Raw genomic sequence first — 14944 nt, forward strand, 5'->3', positions numbered from 1 at the left:
CTCCCATTCTACAAATAACAATGCTCGATAATTCAATCTCTCAGATTAAAGATCATCGCCTGATCTTCCGCTTAATCAAATTTGATCAGCGATCTACCTAATTAAGAACATAAATATACACACAACCCGAAAGCATAAGTTACATATCCTGTTTTTGGATTTACTGCAGTTTAATATTCTGAACCATAACATTTAAACACCAAGATCTCAGCATTTTAAAAACCAGATCGGTTCAGAAGACTAATCCAAATTCATTAAACAGTAACTTAATATAAAACAGAATATTTTGCATTGTTCCGCTTATATTTAGTAATAAAATACCAATATTTGATAATAAAAAAGCGCCTTATTTGGCGCTTTTTCTTATCTCTTTCTATTTTTCATCATTCCAACAACGCGACTTCTTTTGCGTTCTTGTGATAATGTCATCTTATTTGTTTTGCCTTCAAACGGGTTATCACTATTTTGGAACTGGATGCGAATTGGTGTCCCCATAATCTCTAATGAACGACGATAGTAATTCATTAAATAACGTTTGTAAGAATCTGGTAACTCTTTAACTTGGTTGCCATGAATTACAACGATAGGTGGGTTGTAACCACCAGCATGGGCATATTTTAACTTAACTCGACGGCCACGAACTAAAGGTGGCTGGTGATCATCTGTTGCCATTTTCATAACACGGGTTAAAACCGATGTACCTACTCGCGTTGTGGCTGACTTATACGCTTCTTGAACGGATTCAAACAGATGACCAACACCAGTGCCGTGTAGCGCCGAAATAAAGTGAATACGAGCAAAATCCACAAAGCCTAAGCGGCGGTCCAACTCTTTTTTCACATGTTCTTTTATATCAGAGTCAAGGCCATCCCATTTATTGACTGCGATAACAATTGACCGTCCAGCATTAAGAGCAAAACCAAGTAAACTCAAATCTTGATCGGATATATTTTCACGTGCGTCTATAATCAGCAAGACAACATTAGCATCTTCAACTGCTTTTAACGTTTTAACCACAGAAAATTTTTCTACTGTTTCATTGATACGTTTACGACGACGAACACCTGCCGTGTCGATTAACACATACTCTCGTTCATCACGCTTCATAGGAATGTAGATAGAATCACGAGTCGTACCTGGCATGTCATAAACGACAACCCGCTCTTCACCTAAAATTCGATTAGTTAAGGTAGACTTACCGACATTAGGACGACCTATAATAGCCAATTTTATTGGTTGGTCTTGTAAACGCTTAAATTCTTGTTCTGCTTCTTCTTCGGTATATTCAAGTTTTTCTTCGTCGTCATCAACAACGTCAGTTAAATCTTCTATTTCACCTTTTTGAGTTTCTAGCAGTGCTTCGGCAAAAGGATTTAATGCGAGCTCAATTAAGCTGGTTACGCCTCGCCCATGTGAAGCGGCAATTTGATACATATGTTCCATACCAAGTTGCCAAAATTCTGCACTAGCAGCGTCTGCATCAACTCCATCCACTTTGTTTACAACCAACATAGCTGGTTTTTCTATTTTTCGTAGATGATGCGCAATAGCTTCATCTGAAACCGTTAACCCTGCGCGACCGTCAACCATAAATAGCACCACATCAGCTTCATCAATTGCTGCCAAAGATTGCTCTGCCATTTTGGTTTCAACACCTTCTTCAGTGCCGTCAATACCACCGGTATCAATAACGATGAATTCATGCTCTCCAAGTTTAGCTTGCCCATACTTTCTATCCCGAGTAAGCCCAGGAAAGTCAGCAACAAGCGCATCTCTTGTGCGTGTTAATCGATTAAACAAGGTAGACTTGCCTACATTTGGACGCCCAACAAGAGCAACAACAGGAATCATAACAACCTCTAGAAAAACATTTTATTATGTAGTTATAGGTAAATATTTCATCACTTACCTATAACTACACATAATAAAACAAAAAATATTTAAGGAAATACATACAACTATTTCATTAAATACACTATTTACTTCAACAAAACGGCTCCTAACCGCAAAGTCAGGAGCCGACTGTGAATTCTATCACACTTTTATAAATTCAGTTAAGAACTAGTCGATCTTTAACTTGCTCACTTTACCGTCACGAGTGGTAATCAAGTAACCGTCTTCTACCTCAATCGGCCCAACAGCAAAGCCACTATCGTCAACTAATTGCTGAGAAATAAACTCACCTGTGTCTGGATCTAACCAGTGTAAATAACCTTCAGAGTCACCAAAAACCAAATAGCCATTAATTATAGCTGGAGCAGTAAGCAATCGGTTTTCCAATAACTTATTGGTCCATATTTCTGTGCCACTGCGAGCATCAACTGCGGCAATATGATCGTTTTCAGTCACTAAAAATAGACGAACCCCATCCGTCGCCATATCTAAAGATGACGAGTAGTTTCTTTTCCACGTTGCGGATCCTGATCTTAAATCAATAGCAACAAGCTGACCATTAAATCCAACGGTATATAACATACCACCTAGAATTATAGGTGAAGAATCAACATCGACTAGTCTATCTATCTCTGTTGCGCCTTTCGGTATTCCAATCGGCTGCTGCCAAATAAGCTGACCTTTAGCAACAATGGCGGCTGCCAAACGTCCATTTGCCGTTCCCCAAAAAACCCCACCAGAAACGGTAGACGGAGAACTACTCCCTCTTAAGGTTAAATTCGGGACTTCGGTACTGATTGTCCAAACTTGTTCGCCAGTTTCAGCATCTAAAGCTTCCAACATACCTCTACTAGTATGAACAAGGACCATATTATCTTCTGTAGTGGGTTTCGAGAGCACTTCCCCTACTACCTCTTGACGCCATTTTACTTCACCCGTTTCTTCATCGAGTGCAATAACTTCACCGTTTTCTGAGCCAATAAAAAGCTGACCATAAGAAGCCGTCAATCCACCAGACAGGCGGGCAATGACATCACTTTCCAGATCGATTTTCCACACGGTGCTGCCACTGTTTGGATCAAGGGCTTTAACTTCACCATCACGACTTGCCACAAAAATTTTATCGTAAGCAAATACTGGTTGTAATTTAGAGAAATATTGCCCTGCTCCACTACCAATGCTAGAAGACCAATCACTAGCCGGTGTGAACTGGCTTGTGACCACTGGAACAGGTGCCATTATGACGGTATCTTCTTCACTAGAACATGCTGCAAGGCCAGCAAGAATAAATGAACTAAACACCACTCGGCTAAGCATCTTCTTCATAGCTTCAGCCCTTATTTGGCAAGATCATCCAGTTTAAATTGAATGTCTTGGCTAGCGTCACTTGCTTGTTGTGCTTGTGTATACGCACTGTAAGCGCCTTCTTTATCACCTTTAGTAAGAAGAATATCTCCTTTCAGTTCAGCGACTCTTCCTACCCATGCACTTGAATTTAACGTATCTAATGTAGAAATAGCATCGTCAAACTGTTCATTCTGTGCCTGAATACGAGCAATTCGGAAATTGATTAAAGGTGCGATAACGTTATCTTTTGTATTAGCTTTAGCCCATTGTAATTGCTGTAACGCTGGATCGAATTCTCCAGCATCAACTTGCACTTTGGCTAACTGTAACGCCGCTAGAACAGCATATTCTGTATCTGGGTTCGATTGAATAAATTGCTCAGCTTGCTGTGTAGCAGCTTGACCGTCAGTTGATAAAAGCTCGATAACCTGAGCATAATCATTGGATGCAGCTTCTTTTGCGTCAATGACTGAATCTTGATAAAAGCGCCAGCCAAATAACCCACCAAGACCGAGAACGCCTCCTAATATGACGGCTTTACCGTTGTCTCTCCACCAATCTTTAATGGCTAGAACTTGATCTTCTTCACTATCGTACAATTCCACTTTTTATCCTCTTAAACCAAATCTTTTAGTTGAGACGCGACGTCTGACTGGGAAACGGTAATTTGCTCTCCACCAGAGAGATTTTTTACCACTACGGTGTTTTCTGCTACTTCATTCTCACCTAACACCAACGCAATTGCAGCACCAACTTTATCTGCACGCTTGAATTGTTTCTTAAAATTACCCCCACCGAAGTGAGTCATAATGCGTAAACCAGGTACAACTTCTCGTAACTGTTCGGCTAATTTTATTCCGGCAACCATGGTACCTTCACCAGCGGTTACTAGGTAGACGTCTACACTACGGCGTACATCGGTTAAATTTAACGTATCGATAAGCAGAACAAGGCGTTCTAATCCCATCGCAAAACCCACACCAGGCGTAGGTTTTCCGCCTAATTGTTCGACTAGACCGTCATAGCGACCACCACCACAAACGGTACCTTGAGACCCTAGGCTCTCTGTCACCCATTCAAACACCGTGCGGTTATAGTAATCTAAACCTCGCACTAAACGTTCATTAACTTGGTATTCGATTCCCGCAGCATCGAGAAGTTCACATAAGCCAGAAAAATGTTGCACCGAATCGTCATCTAAGAATGAAGATAATTTAGGTGCATCACCTAATATGGCTTGTACTTCAGGATTTTTTGTATCCAAAACACGCAATGGGTTAGTGTACATACGACGTTTACAGTCGGCATCCAGCACATCTTCGTGCTGTTGTAGGTAGGCAACTAGTGCATCGCGATAGTTCGCTCTAGCATCAAGTGACCCAATTGAGTTCAATTCTAATCTAACATGCTCTGCAATACCTAACTCTCGCCAGAGACGCGCTGTCATCATGATCAACTCAGCATCAACATCGGGACCGTTAAGACCAAATACTTCAACGCCTACTTGATGAAATTGACGATAACGACCTTTTTGCGGGCGCTCATGCCTAAACATAGGTCCCATATACCAAAGGCGTTGCTCTTGGTTATATAGTAAACCGTTTTCAATACCGGCTCTGACACAACCAGCCGTTCCTTCTGGGCGTAAGGTTAAACTGTCACCATTTCTGTCTTCAAAGGTATACATCTCCTTTTCGACCACATCAGTCACTTCACCAATCGCTCGACTAAACAGATGTGTTTGCTCAACGATAGGCATTCGTACTTCGTTATAACCGTAAGCACTGATAACTTGTTTTACTGTCCCTTCTACTTTTTGCCAAAGTGGTGAGTCAGTTGGGAGGCAATCGTTCATACCTCTAATTGCTTGAATTGTTTTAGCCACTGTTTTTTACCGTAAATCGTTGAGGTTAATTGCTTTCAATATGTTGTACATCAATACGCTTATCTGCGTCTAAAATAGAGGCTTTGGCGCGGATCTTCGCTTCTAAATTATCGATAAGATCATTGTTGTCTATACGTTCTTTGGTTCGTTTGCCATCTTCATAGAAAGCACTTTTTCTTGAACTACCAGCTAAACCTAAATGAGAAACCTCGGCCTCTCCTGGCCCATTTACCACACAACCGATAAGAGAAACATCCATTGCGGTAGTTACATCTTCTAATCTTTGTTCAAGGGCATTAACCGTTGCAATAACGTCGAACTCTTGTCTAGAGCAAGTAGGACACGCAATAAAGTTAATTCCTCTGGAACGAATTCGTAAAGATTTCAGAATGTCGAAACCAACTTTGATTTCTTCTATTGGATCAGCGGCAAGTGATATACGTAACGTATCACCAATACCTTCAGAAAGTAGTAAACCTAACCCAACCGCTGACTTAACTGAACCAGCTCTGGCTCCACCGGCTTCTGTAATACCAAGGTGTAATGGCTGATCAATTTTCTTCGCGAGTAAACGATAGGAATCAACCGCTAAAAAAACATCTGATGCCTTTACACTCACTTTAAACTGATCAAAATTGAGTCTATCGAGAATATCAACGTGACGCATAGCCGATTCGACTAATGCTTCAGGGGTTGGCTCACGGTATTTCTCTTGAATATCTTTTTCAAGTGAACCGCCATTCACACCAATACGGATGGGTATATTCTTATCGCGTGCGCAATCCACCACGGAACGAATTCTATTTTCGTTGCCAATATTACCGGGATTAATGCGTAAACAATCGACGCCGTATTCGGCCACTTTAAGAGCGATTCGATAATCGAAATGAATGTCAGCGACGAGAGGAATAGAGACTTGCTGTTTTATTTGTTTAAACGCTTCAGCAGCCTCCATAGTTGGTACTGAGACACGAACAATGTCTGCGCCAACCGTTTTCAGCGCATTAATCTGAGCGACAGTCGCCTCGATATCAGTTGTTCGGGTGTTTGTCATCGACTGCACAGCAATAGGTGCACCGTCACCAATTGGGACGTTGCCCACGTATATTCTTGTCGATGAGCGACGTTTAATAGGAGATTCGTGTTGCATATTAGCTTCTAGGTAAAGTGAATTTTGCTACTCGACCTGTATTATACTCTGAAAGGTCGACGGATTCATTTTCAAATGTCATCGATACGCCTTCTGGCGCACCTAAAATAATTTTGTAAGGTGCTTCGCCGGCTAAATTGATGGTACTACCCGCTTTTTTTACACCCGTTGCTAGCGTTTTGCCTGCTACGTCTTTTATCTCCACCCAGCAATCTGATGAAAATGCTAAAAATAGTGCATTATCATGTTTTTCTACTGGTGCAGAATTTTCTTCAGTAATCACTATTTCACTTTCTACTGAATTAACTTGCTCATTATTAGCGATATTTAGCTCTGATTGTTCGGCTTCAAGAGAACTTTGTTCCGGAGTAGTCACAAAGGATTCCTCTTGAGCACTGGTATTTTCTGATTCAAGGACAGGAGTTAATGATTCAAATTGAGAGCGATCTGGTGAAGCAGGTTCGTTGTTACTAATACTGGTATCTAGACTAAGCGTATTTTCTTCAATATTAGACACTGTACTTTCCCCGACATCGCTTTGCGACATTTCAGTCAGAGTATCTTGCTGATTCTGATACCACCAAACAGAGGATATACCGATAATAATAACAAAAATAATCCACGTTAATTTCATTATTCGACTATCATGCTTGGCTTTTTTAGTTTGACGAGAAAAGCTTTGCATCTTTTGCTCGGAATGCTGAGCTTCCTTGAAGCCATCTAATGAGGAGAGTACTTTTTTTTCATCCAAATAGACGGCTCTTGCATAGGAGCGTAGATAACCACGAGTAAAAGTCGCCACTTGGTCGAATTCATAATTATTGTTATCGATACTTTGAATAATCGATAACCTTAGTCGTAAACGATCAGCTATTTCTTGTTGAGAAATGCCTAACTCTTTACGCTTGTTGCGCAGCATATCACCCGCTTGTACGGTGTGGACGTTTTCTGTTAACTCTTCAGTTACATTTAGGTCTTTTTCAGTAGTCATCAGTAATATTTATCTAATTTTTTGTAGAGCTCGGATAATTTAACTCAAGTGCTAAAGCATACTGTTGTGCTTGCTCTTTATTGCCTACTTTATTTTCTAATTTAATAAGCAGGTGTAAGCTACTTGATTGAAAACCAAACTTCTTGTGAAATTCAACTAGTCTGACCCTAGTTTCATCGTATTTTTCCCTTTCTAACATCAACTTGGATAACTGAATTAGAGAAAAATAACGCGCCGGGTCATAATCCAAACAACGTTTAAAATAAAATTCCGCATCTGCTCTATTACCGCTTTTAAGAGAGCATATTGCTGCATTTTCCAAACTATCAGCTATTTGATGGTTTGATGGTTGCTCAATCGCACGATTAAAAAACACATCGGCTTGTGCATATTGACCTAGCCGACATAAGAATGCACCGTAATTATTGAGCAATTCACTGTTATTTGGAGACTCCCACATTGCATGTTTATAAGCTTTATCGGCAAGTTCATCCTCACCGACCAATTGATAATAATAAGCAATTGAATTTAATGCACGATAATAATTAGGTGCGAATTTAAGAGCTAATTCAAGATTCTCTCTCGCTTTCTGCCTATTATCGGCATTTAAATAACTCAATCCAAGTACAATTCTTGCGTCTGCTGCTTTTATATTATCAAACGTACTAACCGAATCATGCTCAGTAACTGTAACACACCCCATCACGATGCAGGCAAGAAAAGTTACTACTATCCAATTAATCAATAGATGTTCCCCCTTTAAACAACAGCACGGGTCACATCTAATTAAAGCTTATAATGCTATCAGATTGATTTTACCGAGATTGGTTCCCCTAACTGAGCTTGTTTTGTTCTTTTTGTTCGATCTATCACATCACCAACTAACTGACCACACGCTGCATCAATATCATCACCACGCGTTTTACGTACTGTGACGGTATGTTCATACTCCATTAACGTTTTTTGAAAACGGTCAATACGTGAGTTACTTGGTTTTTTGTATGGTGACCCAGGATAAGGGTTAAATGGAATCAAATTGATTTTACACGGTGTACCTTTCATTAGTTCTGCGAGTTGTCTTGCATGTTGCATGTCATCATTTACATGATCTAGCAAAACATATTCGATGGTTACCTTACCTCTATTTGCATTTGACGAGGCAATATAACGGTGAACTGAAGCGAGTAAATCTTCAATGCTCCAACGATCATTGATTGGCATAATTTGGCTACGAAGTTCATCGGTAGGAGCATGCAAGGAAATAGCTAAAGCAACATCTATTACACCCGTCATTTGATCAAGACCAGAGACAACACCAGAAGTAGAAACCGTGACTCGGCGCTTAGAAAGGCCAAAACCTAAATCATCCAGCATTATTTCCAATGCAGGTATTAAGTTTTTCATATTCAATAACGGCTCCCCCATCCCCATCATCACCACATTGGTAATTGGACGTCGTCCGGTATCTTTTTGCAAGCCGACTTCTCTTGCTGCTCTCCATATTTGACCGATAATTTCAGATACTTTTAAGTTACGATTAAAACCTTGCTGGGCGGTTGAGCAGAACTTACATTCTAATGCACAACCTACTTGTGAAGAGACACACAGTGTTGCTCTGTCATCTTCTGGGATATAAACGGTTTCAACATCTTGGTCGCCAACACGCATTGCCCACTTTATAGTGCCATCTGAAGAGTGTTGTGCTTCAGCAACTTCAGGTGCTCGAACTTCGGCTACGCGCTGTAGTTTTTCACGCAGCTTTTTATTTATATTGTTCATTTGCTCAAAGTCATCGATGCCAAAATGGTAGATCCATTTCATCACCTGCTCTGCTCTGAAGGCTTTTTCGCCAAGTTCTTCGACAAAATATCGACGCAGTCCTTTACGATCAAAATCCATTAAATTGACTTTTGCAGTAGTCATGTGACCTCTCAACAAGATAGGGAGTAAACAAAATAAATAAGGGCGCGAATTGTACAGCGTTTAATCAGGTACAACAAGGGAAGATAGTGACTAGATAAGTAAGGTATTGATTGTCAGTATACAGAACAGTCAATACCTCTTAATACTTCAAGTTAAATTTGAATTACAAGTGATACCCTATGGCTCACTGCGAGGGCAAATTTCCGATTCTGGAAAGAAAAATTCAATTTCACGAGCCGCGGATGTAGGGCTATCTGAACCATGAACAGAGTTAAAGCGCATACTTAACGCATAATCGTTACGGATGGTTCCGCAGGCTGCATTTTCTGGATTAGTCGTCCCCATCAGCTCTCTATAACGCTCTATAGCATTTTCACCTTCTAACACTTGAACCATTACTGGGCCGGAAGTCATGAATTCTTTTAAGCTAGAGAAGAACTCTTTTCCTTCATGTTCCGCGTAAAAACCGCTTGCTTGTTCATCGGTTAAATGGAGCATTTTGGCTGCGATGATATTTAATCCTGCTTTTTCGATACGATTATAAATTTCACCAATTAAATTACGCTTCACTGCATCAGGCTTAACAATGGAGAATGTTCTTTCTAGAGCCATAAAAATTCCTTTATTCACTTGTGCATTGCTCACTTTATAGCGAGACAATGCAGATTACTGGATAACGTGATATTGAATATAATAAGTTATCTTATTATTTATATTTATTTCAGGTTACTTGCTATTTATAGAGACGTACTATTTTATATTAGTTGCTTTGTTCAACAAGAAATCCAGCAAGAGTACGAACCCCCATACCGGTTGCACCTGCAGACCATTTGTCACTAGCAGTTTTACGGTATGTGCCTGCGCAATCAAAGTGTAACCATCCTTTTTTGTGATCTTTCACAAAATAAGATAAAAATGCCGCCGCTGTGCTTGCTCCAGGAGAGTAATCACCACTGCTGATATTTGACAAGTCAGCAAAATTAGATGGCAACATCGTTCTATGAAAATCTGCTAAAGGCAGTGGCCATAAGCCTTCTTTTTCTTGCTTAGCGCTAATTAACGCTTTTTCTGCTAGTTCATCATCGAATGACAACAGTGCATGAAAATCATTACCTAATGCATTTTTGGCTGCACCAGTTAACGTGGCACAATCAATAATCACTTCTGGTTGCTGTTCGCTAGCATAGATAAGACCATCGGCTAAAACTAAACGTCCTTCCGCATCGGTATTCATTATCTCAACGGTGGTACCATTTTTATAAGTAACAATATCACCTAATTTTAAAGCACGACCTGACACCATATTCTCAGCACAACAGAGAATCAATTTAACGCGCTTGTTTAAACCACGAAGCATTGCTAAACCTAATCCACCAGTGATAGTACCCGCGCCTCCCATGTCGGCTTTCATTGACGTCATAAAGTTAGATGGCTTTAGACTATAGCCTCCAGAATCAAACGTAATGCCCTTACCAACCAAACAAGCAAATACCGGTGCATTTTCATCGCCAGTCGGGTTGTAATCGAGTTGTAGCATAGCCGACGTTCTTTCTGAACCTCGACCAACAGCAAAGATGCCTGTCCATCCTTCTGTTAGTAAATCTTTATCTTTGACAATACGGTAAGTGACATGTTCTGGCGCTAAAGATTTTATAAATTCACCCGCCATAGAAGCGAGTTGTCTTGGGGCAACCTCTTCTGCTGGTTTGTTAATAATATCACGCACCCAATCAGTGGTTTTGATTCGAGCGGCTAGTTCATTTTCTGATTGTTGCTCTAGCGCTGGCCATTCGATATCAGCTTTATTTTTTGCTGAACGAAACCCTTGATAAAAAGACCAAATTTCTTCCAATCCCCAACCTTCACCTGTCAATGCAACTGCTCTAATACCGTTGCCTTCAAGCTTTCTTGCTGCTTTTTGAATAACGCCAACATCGTGTGAATCATCGAGATGAATAAAAGCGCTATTTTCATTAAATGATACAAGCGCTTTTTCACCCCATTGGGCGGCCGCTTGTTGTTTTGATATCTCAACTTGCATCTGGGTAGACATAATTTCTCCTAGCTTTTCTTATTGCAGCTTTGTTTGCCTTTTTACTGCATTACTTTGATTGCTTGCACTTTATCTAAATCTGTCATTATTTTTAAACAACTACTAATCGTTTAACGGCAACAATTCAAAGCGAATTTGACACTATTAAAAACGAAATAGAAGGGCTGAGCCCTTCTATTAATGAAAATTTCATATGTGATGACTATCAATTATAAATGCTTATGGCAGTAAACTTAGCACAAATAATCAGATAATTATAAATGAAACGCTTAATCCATCTCATCCATCCAACATAGAATAACCGCTTCTAAGATTTTTTCATTTGAACGCTGTGGTTCATCATCAAACTCTTCTAAATTCGTTATCCATTGATGTAAGTCTGTAAAACGTACCGTTTTAGGGTCTACATCAGGGTATAAATCGCAAAGCTCTATGGCAATATCACGAGAGTCTGTCCATTTCATAACGATGTCCTTTTGGTTGCAATATTAAAGAGTTTAATGATCTTCTGAAGCATGATTTAGGGTATATTTCGGTATCTCAACCACTAAATCTTCATCTGCCATTTTAGCTTGACAACCTAAGCGTGATTCAGGCTCTAGCCCCCAAGCTTTATCGAGCATATCATCTTCCAGTTCATCACTCTCTTCAAGTGAATCAAAACCTTCACGAACAACAATATGGCATGTTGTACAAGCGCAAGATTTCTCACAAGCATGTTCAATAGCAATACCATTTTTCAGCGCGACATCTAGAACACTATCACCAGGATTTGCTTCAAGTACCGCGCCATCTGGGCAAAGGTCTTTATGGGGTAATACAACTATCTTAGGCATAAATTTTCCTACTTTTAAAACAATACAACCGTCTAGGGTTAGAGATTTTCAACAGATTGGCCAGCTAATGCTCGACGAATTGAGATATCCATTCGACGAGATGCAAAATCTTGACTTGCTTTGTCTGTATCCTTAATGCCTTGCTCAATTGCATCTGCATTATCACCATTTCGAAGCTCAATAAGCGCTTCAATAGCTTTGATTAATTCTTTACTTTCTTCATCGGTTAACAGCTCGTCACCATCGGCTTGCATAGCCGCAACTAAGCCTTCTATAACTCGGTCGGCTTCAACCTTTTGCTCTGCTAATGATCTCGCTTGCATATCATCACGAGCATGCGTCATAGAATCTCGCAGCATGTTAGCAATTTCATCATCACTTAACCCGTATGATGGCTTAACCTGTATTTCTGCTTGTACTCCGGTGCTCTTTTCCATTGCAGTAACGGATAACAGACCATCAGCGTCGACTTGATAAGTAACTCGAATGTGAGCAGCACCAGCGGCCATGGGCGGAATACCTTTCAGAGAAAACTTAGCTAAAGAACGGCAGTCATCAATCAATTCGCGTTCACCTTGCGTGACATGAACAATCATGCCCGTTTGGCCATCTTTAAAAGTGGTAAACTCTTGAGCTTTTGCTACCGGAATTGTGGTATTACGTGAAATAATTTTTTCAACTAATCCCCCCATCGTTTCTATACCTAACGAAAGAGGAATTACGTCCAATAACAACATTTCTGAATCAGGTTTATTGCCAACTAAAATATCGGCTTGAATCGCTGCACCAATGGCCACAACTTCATCTGGATTAATGCTGGTGAGTGGTGGTCGAGCAAAAAACTCACCTACCATTTCTCGGACGAATAAAGTACGAGTAGACCCTCCAACCATAACTACTTGTAGCACTTCATCTTGATCTACTTGAGCATCTTTGAGTGCTCGGCGACAAGAGAGTAAAGTTTTTTTAACGAGCGGTTGTATTAGAGAGTTAAATTTTTCTCGAGTTAACCGGCATTGTTGATTGAAAACGGTCAATTCGACAGATTCAATCTCGGATAAGGCAATTTTTGCTTCTGTCGCCGCATCAAGTAAGGTTCGATTCTGTTCAGCTGATAATGGTGATTCTAATCCGAGTGATTGTTGCAAGTAGTCAGCGACTAAATGGTCAAAATCATCACCGCCTAAGGCAGAATCGCCACCGGTGGCCAGCACTTCAAAAACACCTTTAGATAAACGTAAAATAGAGATATCAAAGGTACCGCCACCGAGATCATAAACCGCAATAATCCCTTCCTGACCAGAATCTAATCCGTAAGCGATGGCGGCCGCAGTAGGTTCATTTAATAACCTTAATACATTCATCCCAGCTAGTTGAGCTGCATCTTTTGTTCCTGCGCGTTGAGCATCGTCAAAATAAGCAGGGACCGTAATCACAACGCCTTCCAATTCGCCACCTAAGCTTTGTTCTGCTCTGGCTTTTAAGGCTTGTAAAATATCAGCAGATACTTGAATTGGATTTTTAACACCAGCCTCGGTTTTAATCTGTGGCAAACCATTGTCACTTGCTTGGAAGTTATATGGTAATGATGGGTAGCGTTGTTGTATATCATCTAATGAACGACCAATAAGACGTTTAATCGAAATAATCGTATTGGTAGGATCAGTTTGCGCATTCTTTCTCGCTTCGCTGCCAACTTGATGTCCTTGGCCATGATAATAAACCACTGATGGCAAAATATTATTGCCATTTTCATCTGGTAATGGAGCAGCATCGCCACTTCGAACTGAAGCAACAAGTGAATTAGTGGTGCCTAAATCAATACCGACGGCAAGCTTGCTTTCATGTGGCGCTGGGCTTTGTCCTGGTTCCGCAATTTGCAATAACATGGAGCTTTCCTTATTTGAGCGAACCGTTAACCGAGTAACTTGTCTTCGACACGCTCAATTTCATTCTTAAGTTTGGCTATAAATTTAAGTTTACGAACTCGATCGGTAGCTTGTTCCCATAGGGATTCATCCAATTCTTTTTTAACATCGAGTAAGTTTTTTTTGTACATTTTGCTGACCTTGCTATCGAAGTCAAATAGAGCGTCTTCTGACGTTATTTCTTCCAGTTCTTCACGGAGTTGCATTTGCTCCATTAAGAAATCAAGATCTTGCAATGTTGTTTGCTCATCTTTTATATCGATGCCATTTAGCAATAATATATATTCAGCTCGAGCAATTGGTTGTTTGAGTATTTGATAGGCATCGTTAATTTGCGCGGCTTTTTGTACCGCCAAAAGTTTATCTCTTTCGGAGCCATTAGCAAATTTATCTGGATGAGACTGACGCTGAAGATCTCTAAATTGAGAAGAAAGAAGGCTACCATCCAGATCATATTGGATAGGTAGCCCGAATAGTTCAAAATGATTCATTGAAATAGGTTCCATTTACCTAGGAAGGTGAGTCCTAGCAATAATAATTACACGGTAAAACTTTCACCACAACCACACTCATCTTTCACATTCGGGTTGTTAAATTGAAAACCTTCATTGAGGCCTTCTTTGACGAAATCTAACTCTGTACCATCTAAATAAACGAGGCTTTTAGGATCAATGATAATTTTTACATCATTCATCTCAAATACGCTATCTTCTTCATTTAACTGGTCAACAAATTCCAATACATACGCCATACCTGAACAGCCAGTTGTTTTCACTCCGAGACGTAACCCGATACCTTTACCTCGGTTATCTAGAAATGCTTTTACTCGACTTGATGCCGCTTCTGTCATGGAGATGGCCATACTTAAACCTTAAAATGTTTATTCTTAATTCAGGGAGGACGACGCCTCCCTTATTTCTAATAGAAACGCTCTACTA

The 14944-nt window shown here is 40.2% G+C and carries 15 protein-coding genes; all 15 read right to left on the bottom strand.

Translation table 11 applies throughout. The features are described 5' to 3' along the window. Nucleotides 1-363: 363 nt before the first annotated feature. On the bottom strand, nucleotides 364-1851 hold the full coding sequence (der, locus tag ACLKML_RS09130; protein ID WP_413285076.1) for a ribosome biogenesis GTPase Der: 1488 nt from the start codon (nucleotides 1849-1851) through the stop codon (nucleotides 364-366). A 210-nt stretch (nucleotides 1852-2061) separates the two neighbouring features. After that, entirely contained in the window at nucleotides 2062-3219 is a 1158-nt protein-coding gene (bamB, locus tag ACLKML_RS09135; RefSeq protein WP_413285077.1) for an outer membrane protein assembly factor BamB, read from the bottom strand. 11 nt (nucleotides 3220-3230) lie between these two features. Further along, nucleotides 3231-3845: a YfgM family protein gene (locus tag ACLKML_RS09140; RefSeq protein WP_413285078.1), complete on the bottom strand. Its 615-nt coding sequence runs from the start codon at nucleotides 3843-3845 to the stop codon at nucleotides 3231-3233. Nucleotides 3846-3856: 11 nt separating this feature from the next. After that, nucleotides 3857-5125 (bottom strand): histidine--tRNA ligase, encoded by a 1269-nt coding sequence (hisS, locus tag ACLKML_RS09145; RefSeq protein WP_413285079.1) that lies wholly within the window; start codon nucleotides 5123-5125, stop codon nucleotides 3857-3859. A 25-nt stretch (nucleotides 5126-5150) separates the two neighbouring features. Continuing rightward, a complete protein-coding gene (ispG, locus tag ACLKML_RS09150) occupies nucleotides 5151-6275 on the bottom strand; it encodes a flavodoxin-dependent (E)-4-hydroxy-3-methylbut-2-enyl-diphosphate synthase (RefSeq protein ID WP_413285080.1) in 1125 nt (374 codons plus the stop codon). A gap of 1 nt (nucleotide 6276) precedes the next feature. Further along, a complete protein-coding gene (gene rodZ / locus ACLKML_RS09155; RefSeq protein WP_413285081.1) occupies nucleotides 6277-7266 on the bottom strand; it encodes a cytoskeleton protein RodZ in 990 nt (329 codons plus the stop codon). A gap of 13 nt (nucleotides 7267-7279) precedes the next feature. Further along, nucleotides 7280-8011, bottom strand: a complete 732-nt coding sequence (gene pilW, locus ACLKML_RS09160; RefSeq protein WP_413285082.1) for a type IV pilus biogenesis/stability protein PilW — start codon at nucleotides 8009-8011, stop codon at nucleotides 7280-7282. Between the two features lie 59 nt (nucleotides 8012-8070). Beyond that, nucleotides 8071-9189 (bottom strand): bifunctional tRNA (adenosine(37)-C2)-methyltransferase TrmG/ribosomal RNA large subunit methyltransferase RlmN, encoded by a 1119-nt coding sequence (locus ACLKML_RS09165; RefSeq protein WP_413285083.1) that lies wholly within the window; start codon nucleotides 9187-9189, stop codon nucleotides 8071-8073. Nucleotides 9190-9366: 177 nt separating this feature from the next. After that, the gene (ndk, locus tag ACLKML_RS09170) at nucleotides 9367-9801 is read right to left on the bottom strand and encodes a nucleoside-diphosphate kinase (protein WP_413285084.1); all 435 of its coding nucleotides are present in this window, start codon (nucleotides 9799-9801) and stop codon (nucleotides 9367-9369) included. A 148-nt stretch (nucleotides 9802-9949) separates the two neighbouring features. Then, nucleotides 9950-11242, bottom strand: coding sequence for an aminopeptidase PepB (gene pepB, locus ACLKML_RS09175; protein ID WP_413285085.1), 1293 nt, complete (start codon nucleotides 11240-11242; stop codon nucleotides 9950-9952). Between the two features lie 269 nt (nucleotides 11243-11511). Next, nucleotides 11512-11706 (bottom strand): Fe-S cluster assembly protein IscX, encoded by a 195-nt coding sequence (gene iscX / locus ACLKML_RS09180; RefSeq protein WP_413285086.1) that lies wholly within the window; start codon nucleotides 11704-11706, stop codon nucleotides 11512-11514. 33 nt (nucleotides 11707-11739) lie between these two features. Further along, nucleotides 11740-12078 (bottom strand): ISC system 2Fe-2S type ferredoxin, encoded by a 339-nt coding sequence (gene fdx / locus ACLKML_RS09185; RefSeq protein WP_413285087.1) that lies wholly within the window; start codon nucleotides 12076-12078, stop codon nucleotides 11740-11742. A gap of 38 nt (nucleotides 12079-12116) precedes the next feature. Beyond that, the gene (gene hscA, locus ACLKML_RS09190; RefSeq protein ID WP_413285088.1) at nucleotides 12117-13967 is read right to left on the bottom strand and encodes a Fe-S protein assembly chaperone HscA; all 1851 of its coding nucleotides are present in this window, start codon (nucleotides 13965-13967) and stop codon (nucleotides 12117-12119) included. Nucleotides 13968-13993: 26 nt separating this feature from the next. Then, complete coding sequence (hscB, locus tag ACLKML_RS09195; RefSeq protein ID WP_413285089.1) at nucleotides 13994-14497, bottom strand: co-chaperone HscB; 504 nt, start codon at nucleotides 14495-14497, stop codon at nucleotides 13994-13996. A gap of 47 nt (nucleotides 14498-14544) precedes the next feature. Next, nucleotides 14545-14868 carry an iron-sulfur cluster assembly protein IscA gene (iscA, locus tag ACLKML_RS09200; RefSeq protein WP_317717740.1) on the bottom strand — a complete coding sequence of 108 codons (324 nt, stop codon included), beginning with the start codon at nucleotides 14866-14868 and terminating at the stop codon, nucleotides 14545-14547. Nucleotides 14869-14944 lie beyond the last annotated feature (76 nt).

The sequence above is a fragment of the Vibrio sp. MA40-2 genome (assembly GCF_047302445.1).
Classification (GTDB): domain Bacteria; phylum Pseudomonadota; class Gammaproteobacteria; order Enterobacterales; family Vibrionaceae; genus Vibrio.

Bases quoted from the DNA above. Each gene is read 5' to 3' on its own strand.
- iscX (WP_413285086.1), bottom strand. From the start codon at position 11,706: ATGAAATGGACAGACTCTCGTGATATTGCCATAGAGCTTTGCGATTTA.
- pepB (WP_413285085.1), bottom strand. From the start codon at position 11,242: ATGTCTACCCAGATGCAAGTTGAGATATCAAAACAACAAGCGGCCGCC.
- ACLKML_RS09165 (WP_413285083.1), bottom strand. From the start codon at position 9,189: ATGACTACTGCAAAAGTCAATTTAATGGATTTTGATCGTAAAGGACTG.
- der (WP_413285076.1), bottom strand. From the start codon at position 1,851: ATGATTCCTGTTGTTGCTCTTGTTGGGCGTCCAAATGTAGGCAAGTCT.
- ispG (WP_413285080.1), bottom strand. From the start codon at position 6,275: ATGCAACACGAATCTCCTATTAAACGTCGCTCATCGACAAGAATATAC.
- hscA (WP_413285088.1), bottom strand. From the start codon at position 13,967: ATGTTATTGCAAATTGCGGAACCAGGACAAAGCCCAGCGCCACATGAA.
- iscA (WP_317717740.1), bottom strand. From the start codon at position 14,868: ATGGCCATCTCCATGACAGAAGCGGCATCAAGTCGAGTAAAAGCATTT.
- bamB (WP_413285077.1), bottom strand. From the start codon at position 3,219: ATGAAGAAGATGCTTAGCCGAGTGGTGTTTAGTTCATTTATTCTTGCT.
- rodZ (WP_413285081.1), bottom strand. From the start codon at position 7,266: ATGACTACTGAAAAAGACCTAAATGTAACTGAAGAGTTAACAGAAAAC.
- hscB (WP_413285089.1), bottom strand. From the start codon at position 14,497: ATGAATCATTTTGAACTATTCGGGCTACCTATCCAATATGATCTGGAT.
- fdx (WP_413285087.1), bottom strand. From the start codon at position 12,078: ATGCCTAAGATAGTTGTATTACCCCATAAAGACCTTTGCCCAGATGGC.
- ndk (WP_413285084.1), bottom strand. From the start codon at position 9,801: ATGGCTCTAGAAAGAACATTCTCCATTGTTAAGCCTGATGCAGTGAAG.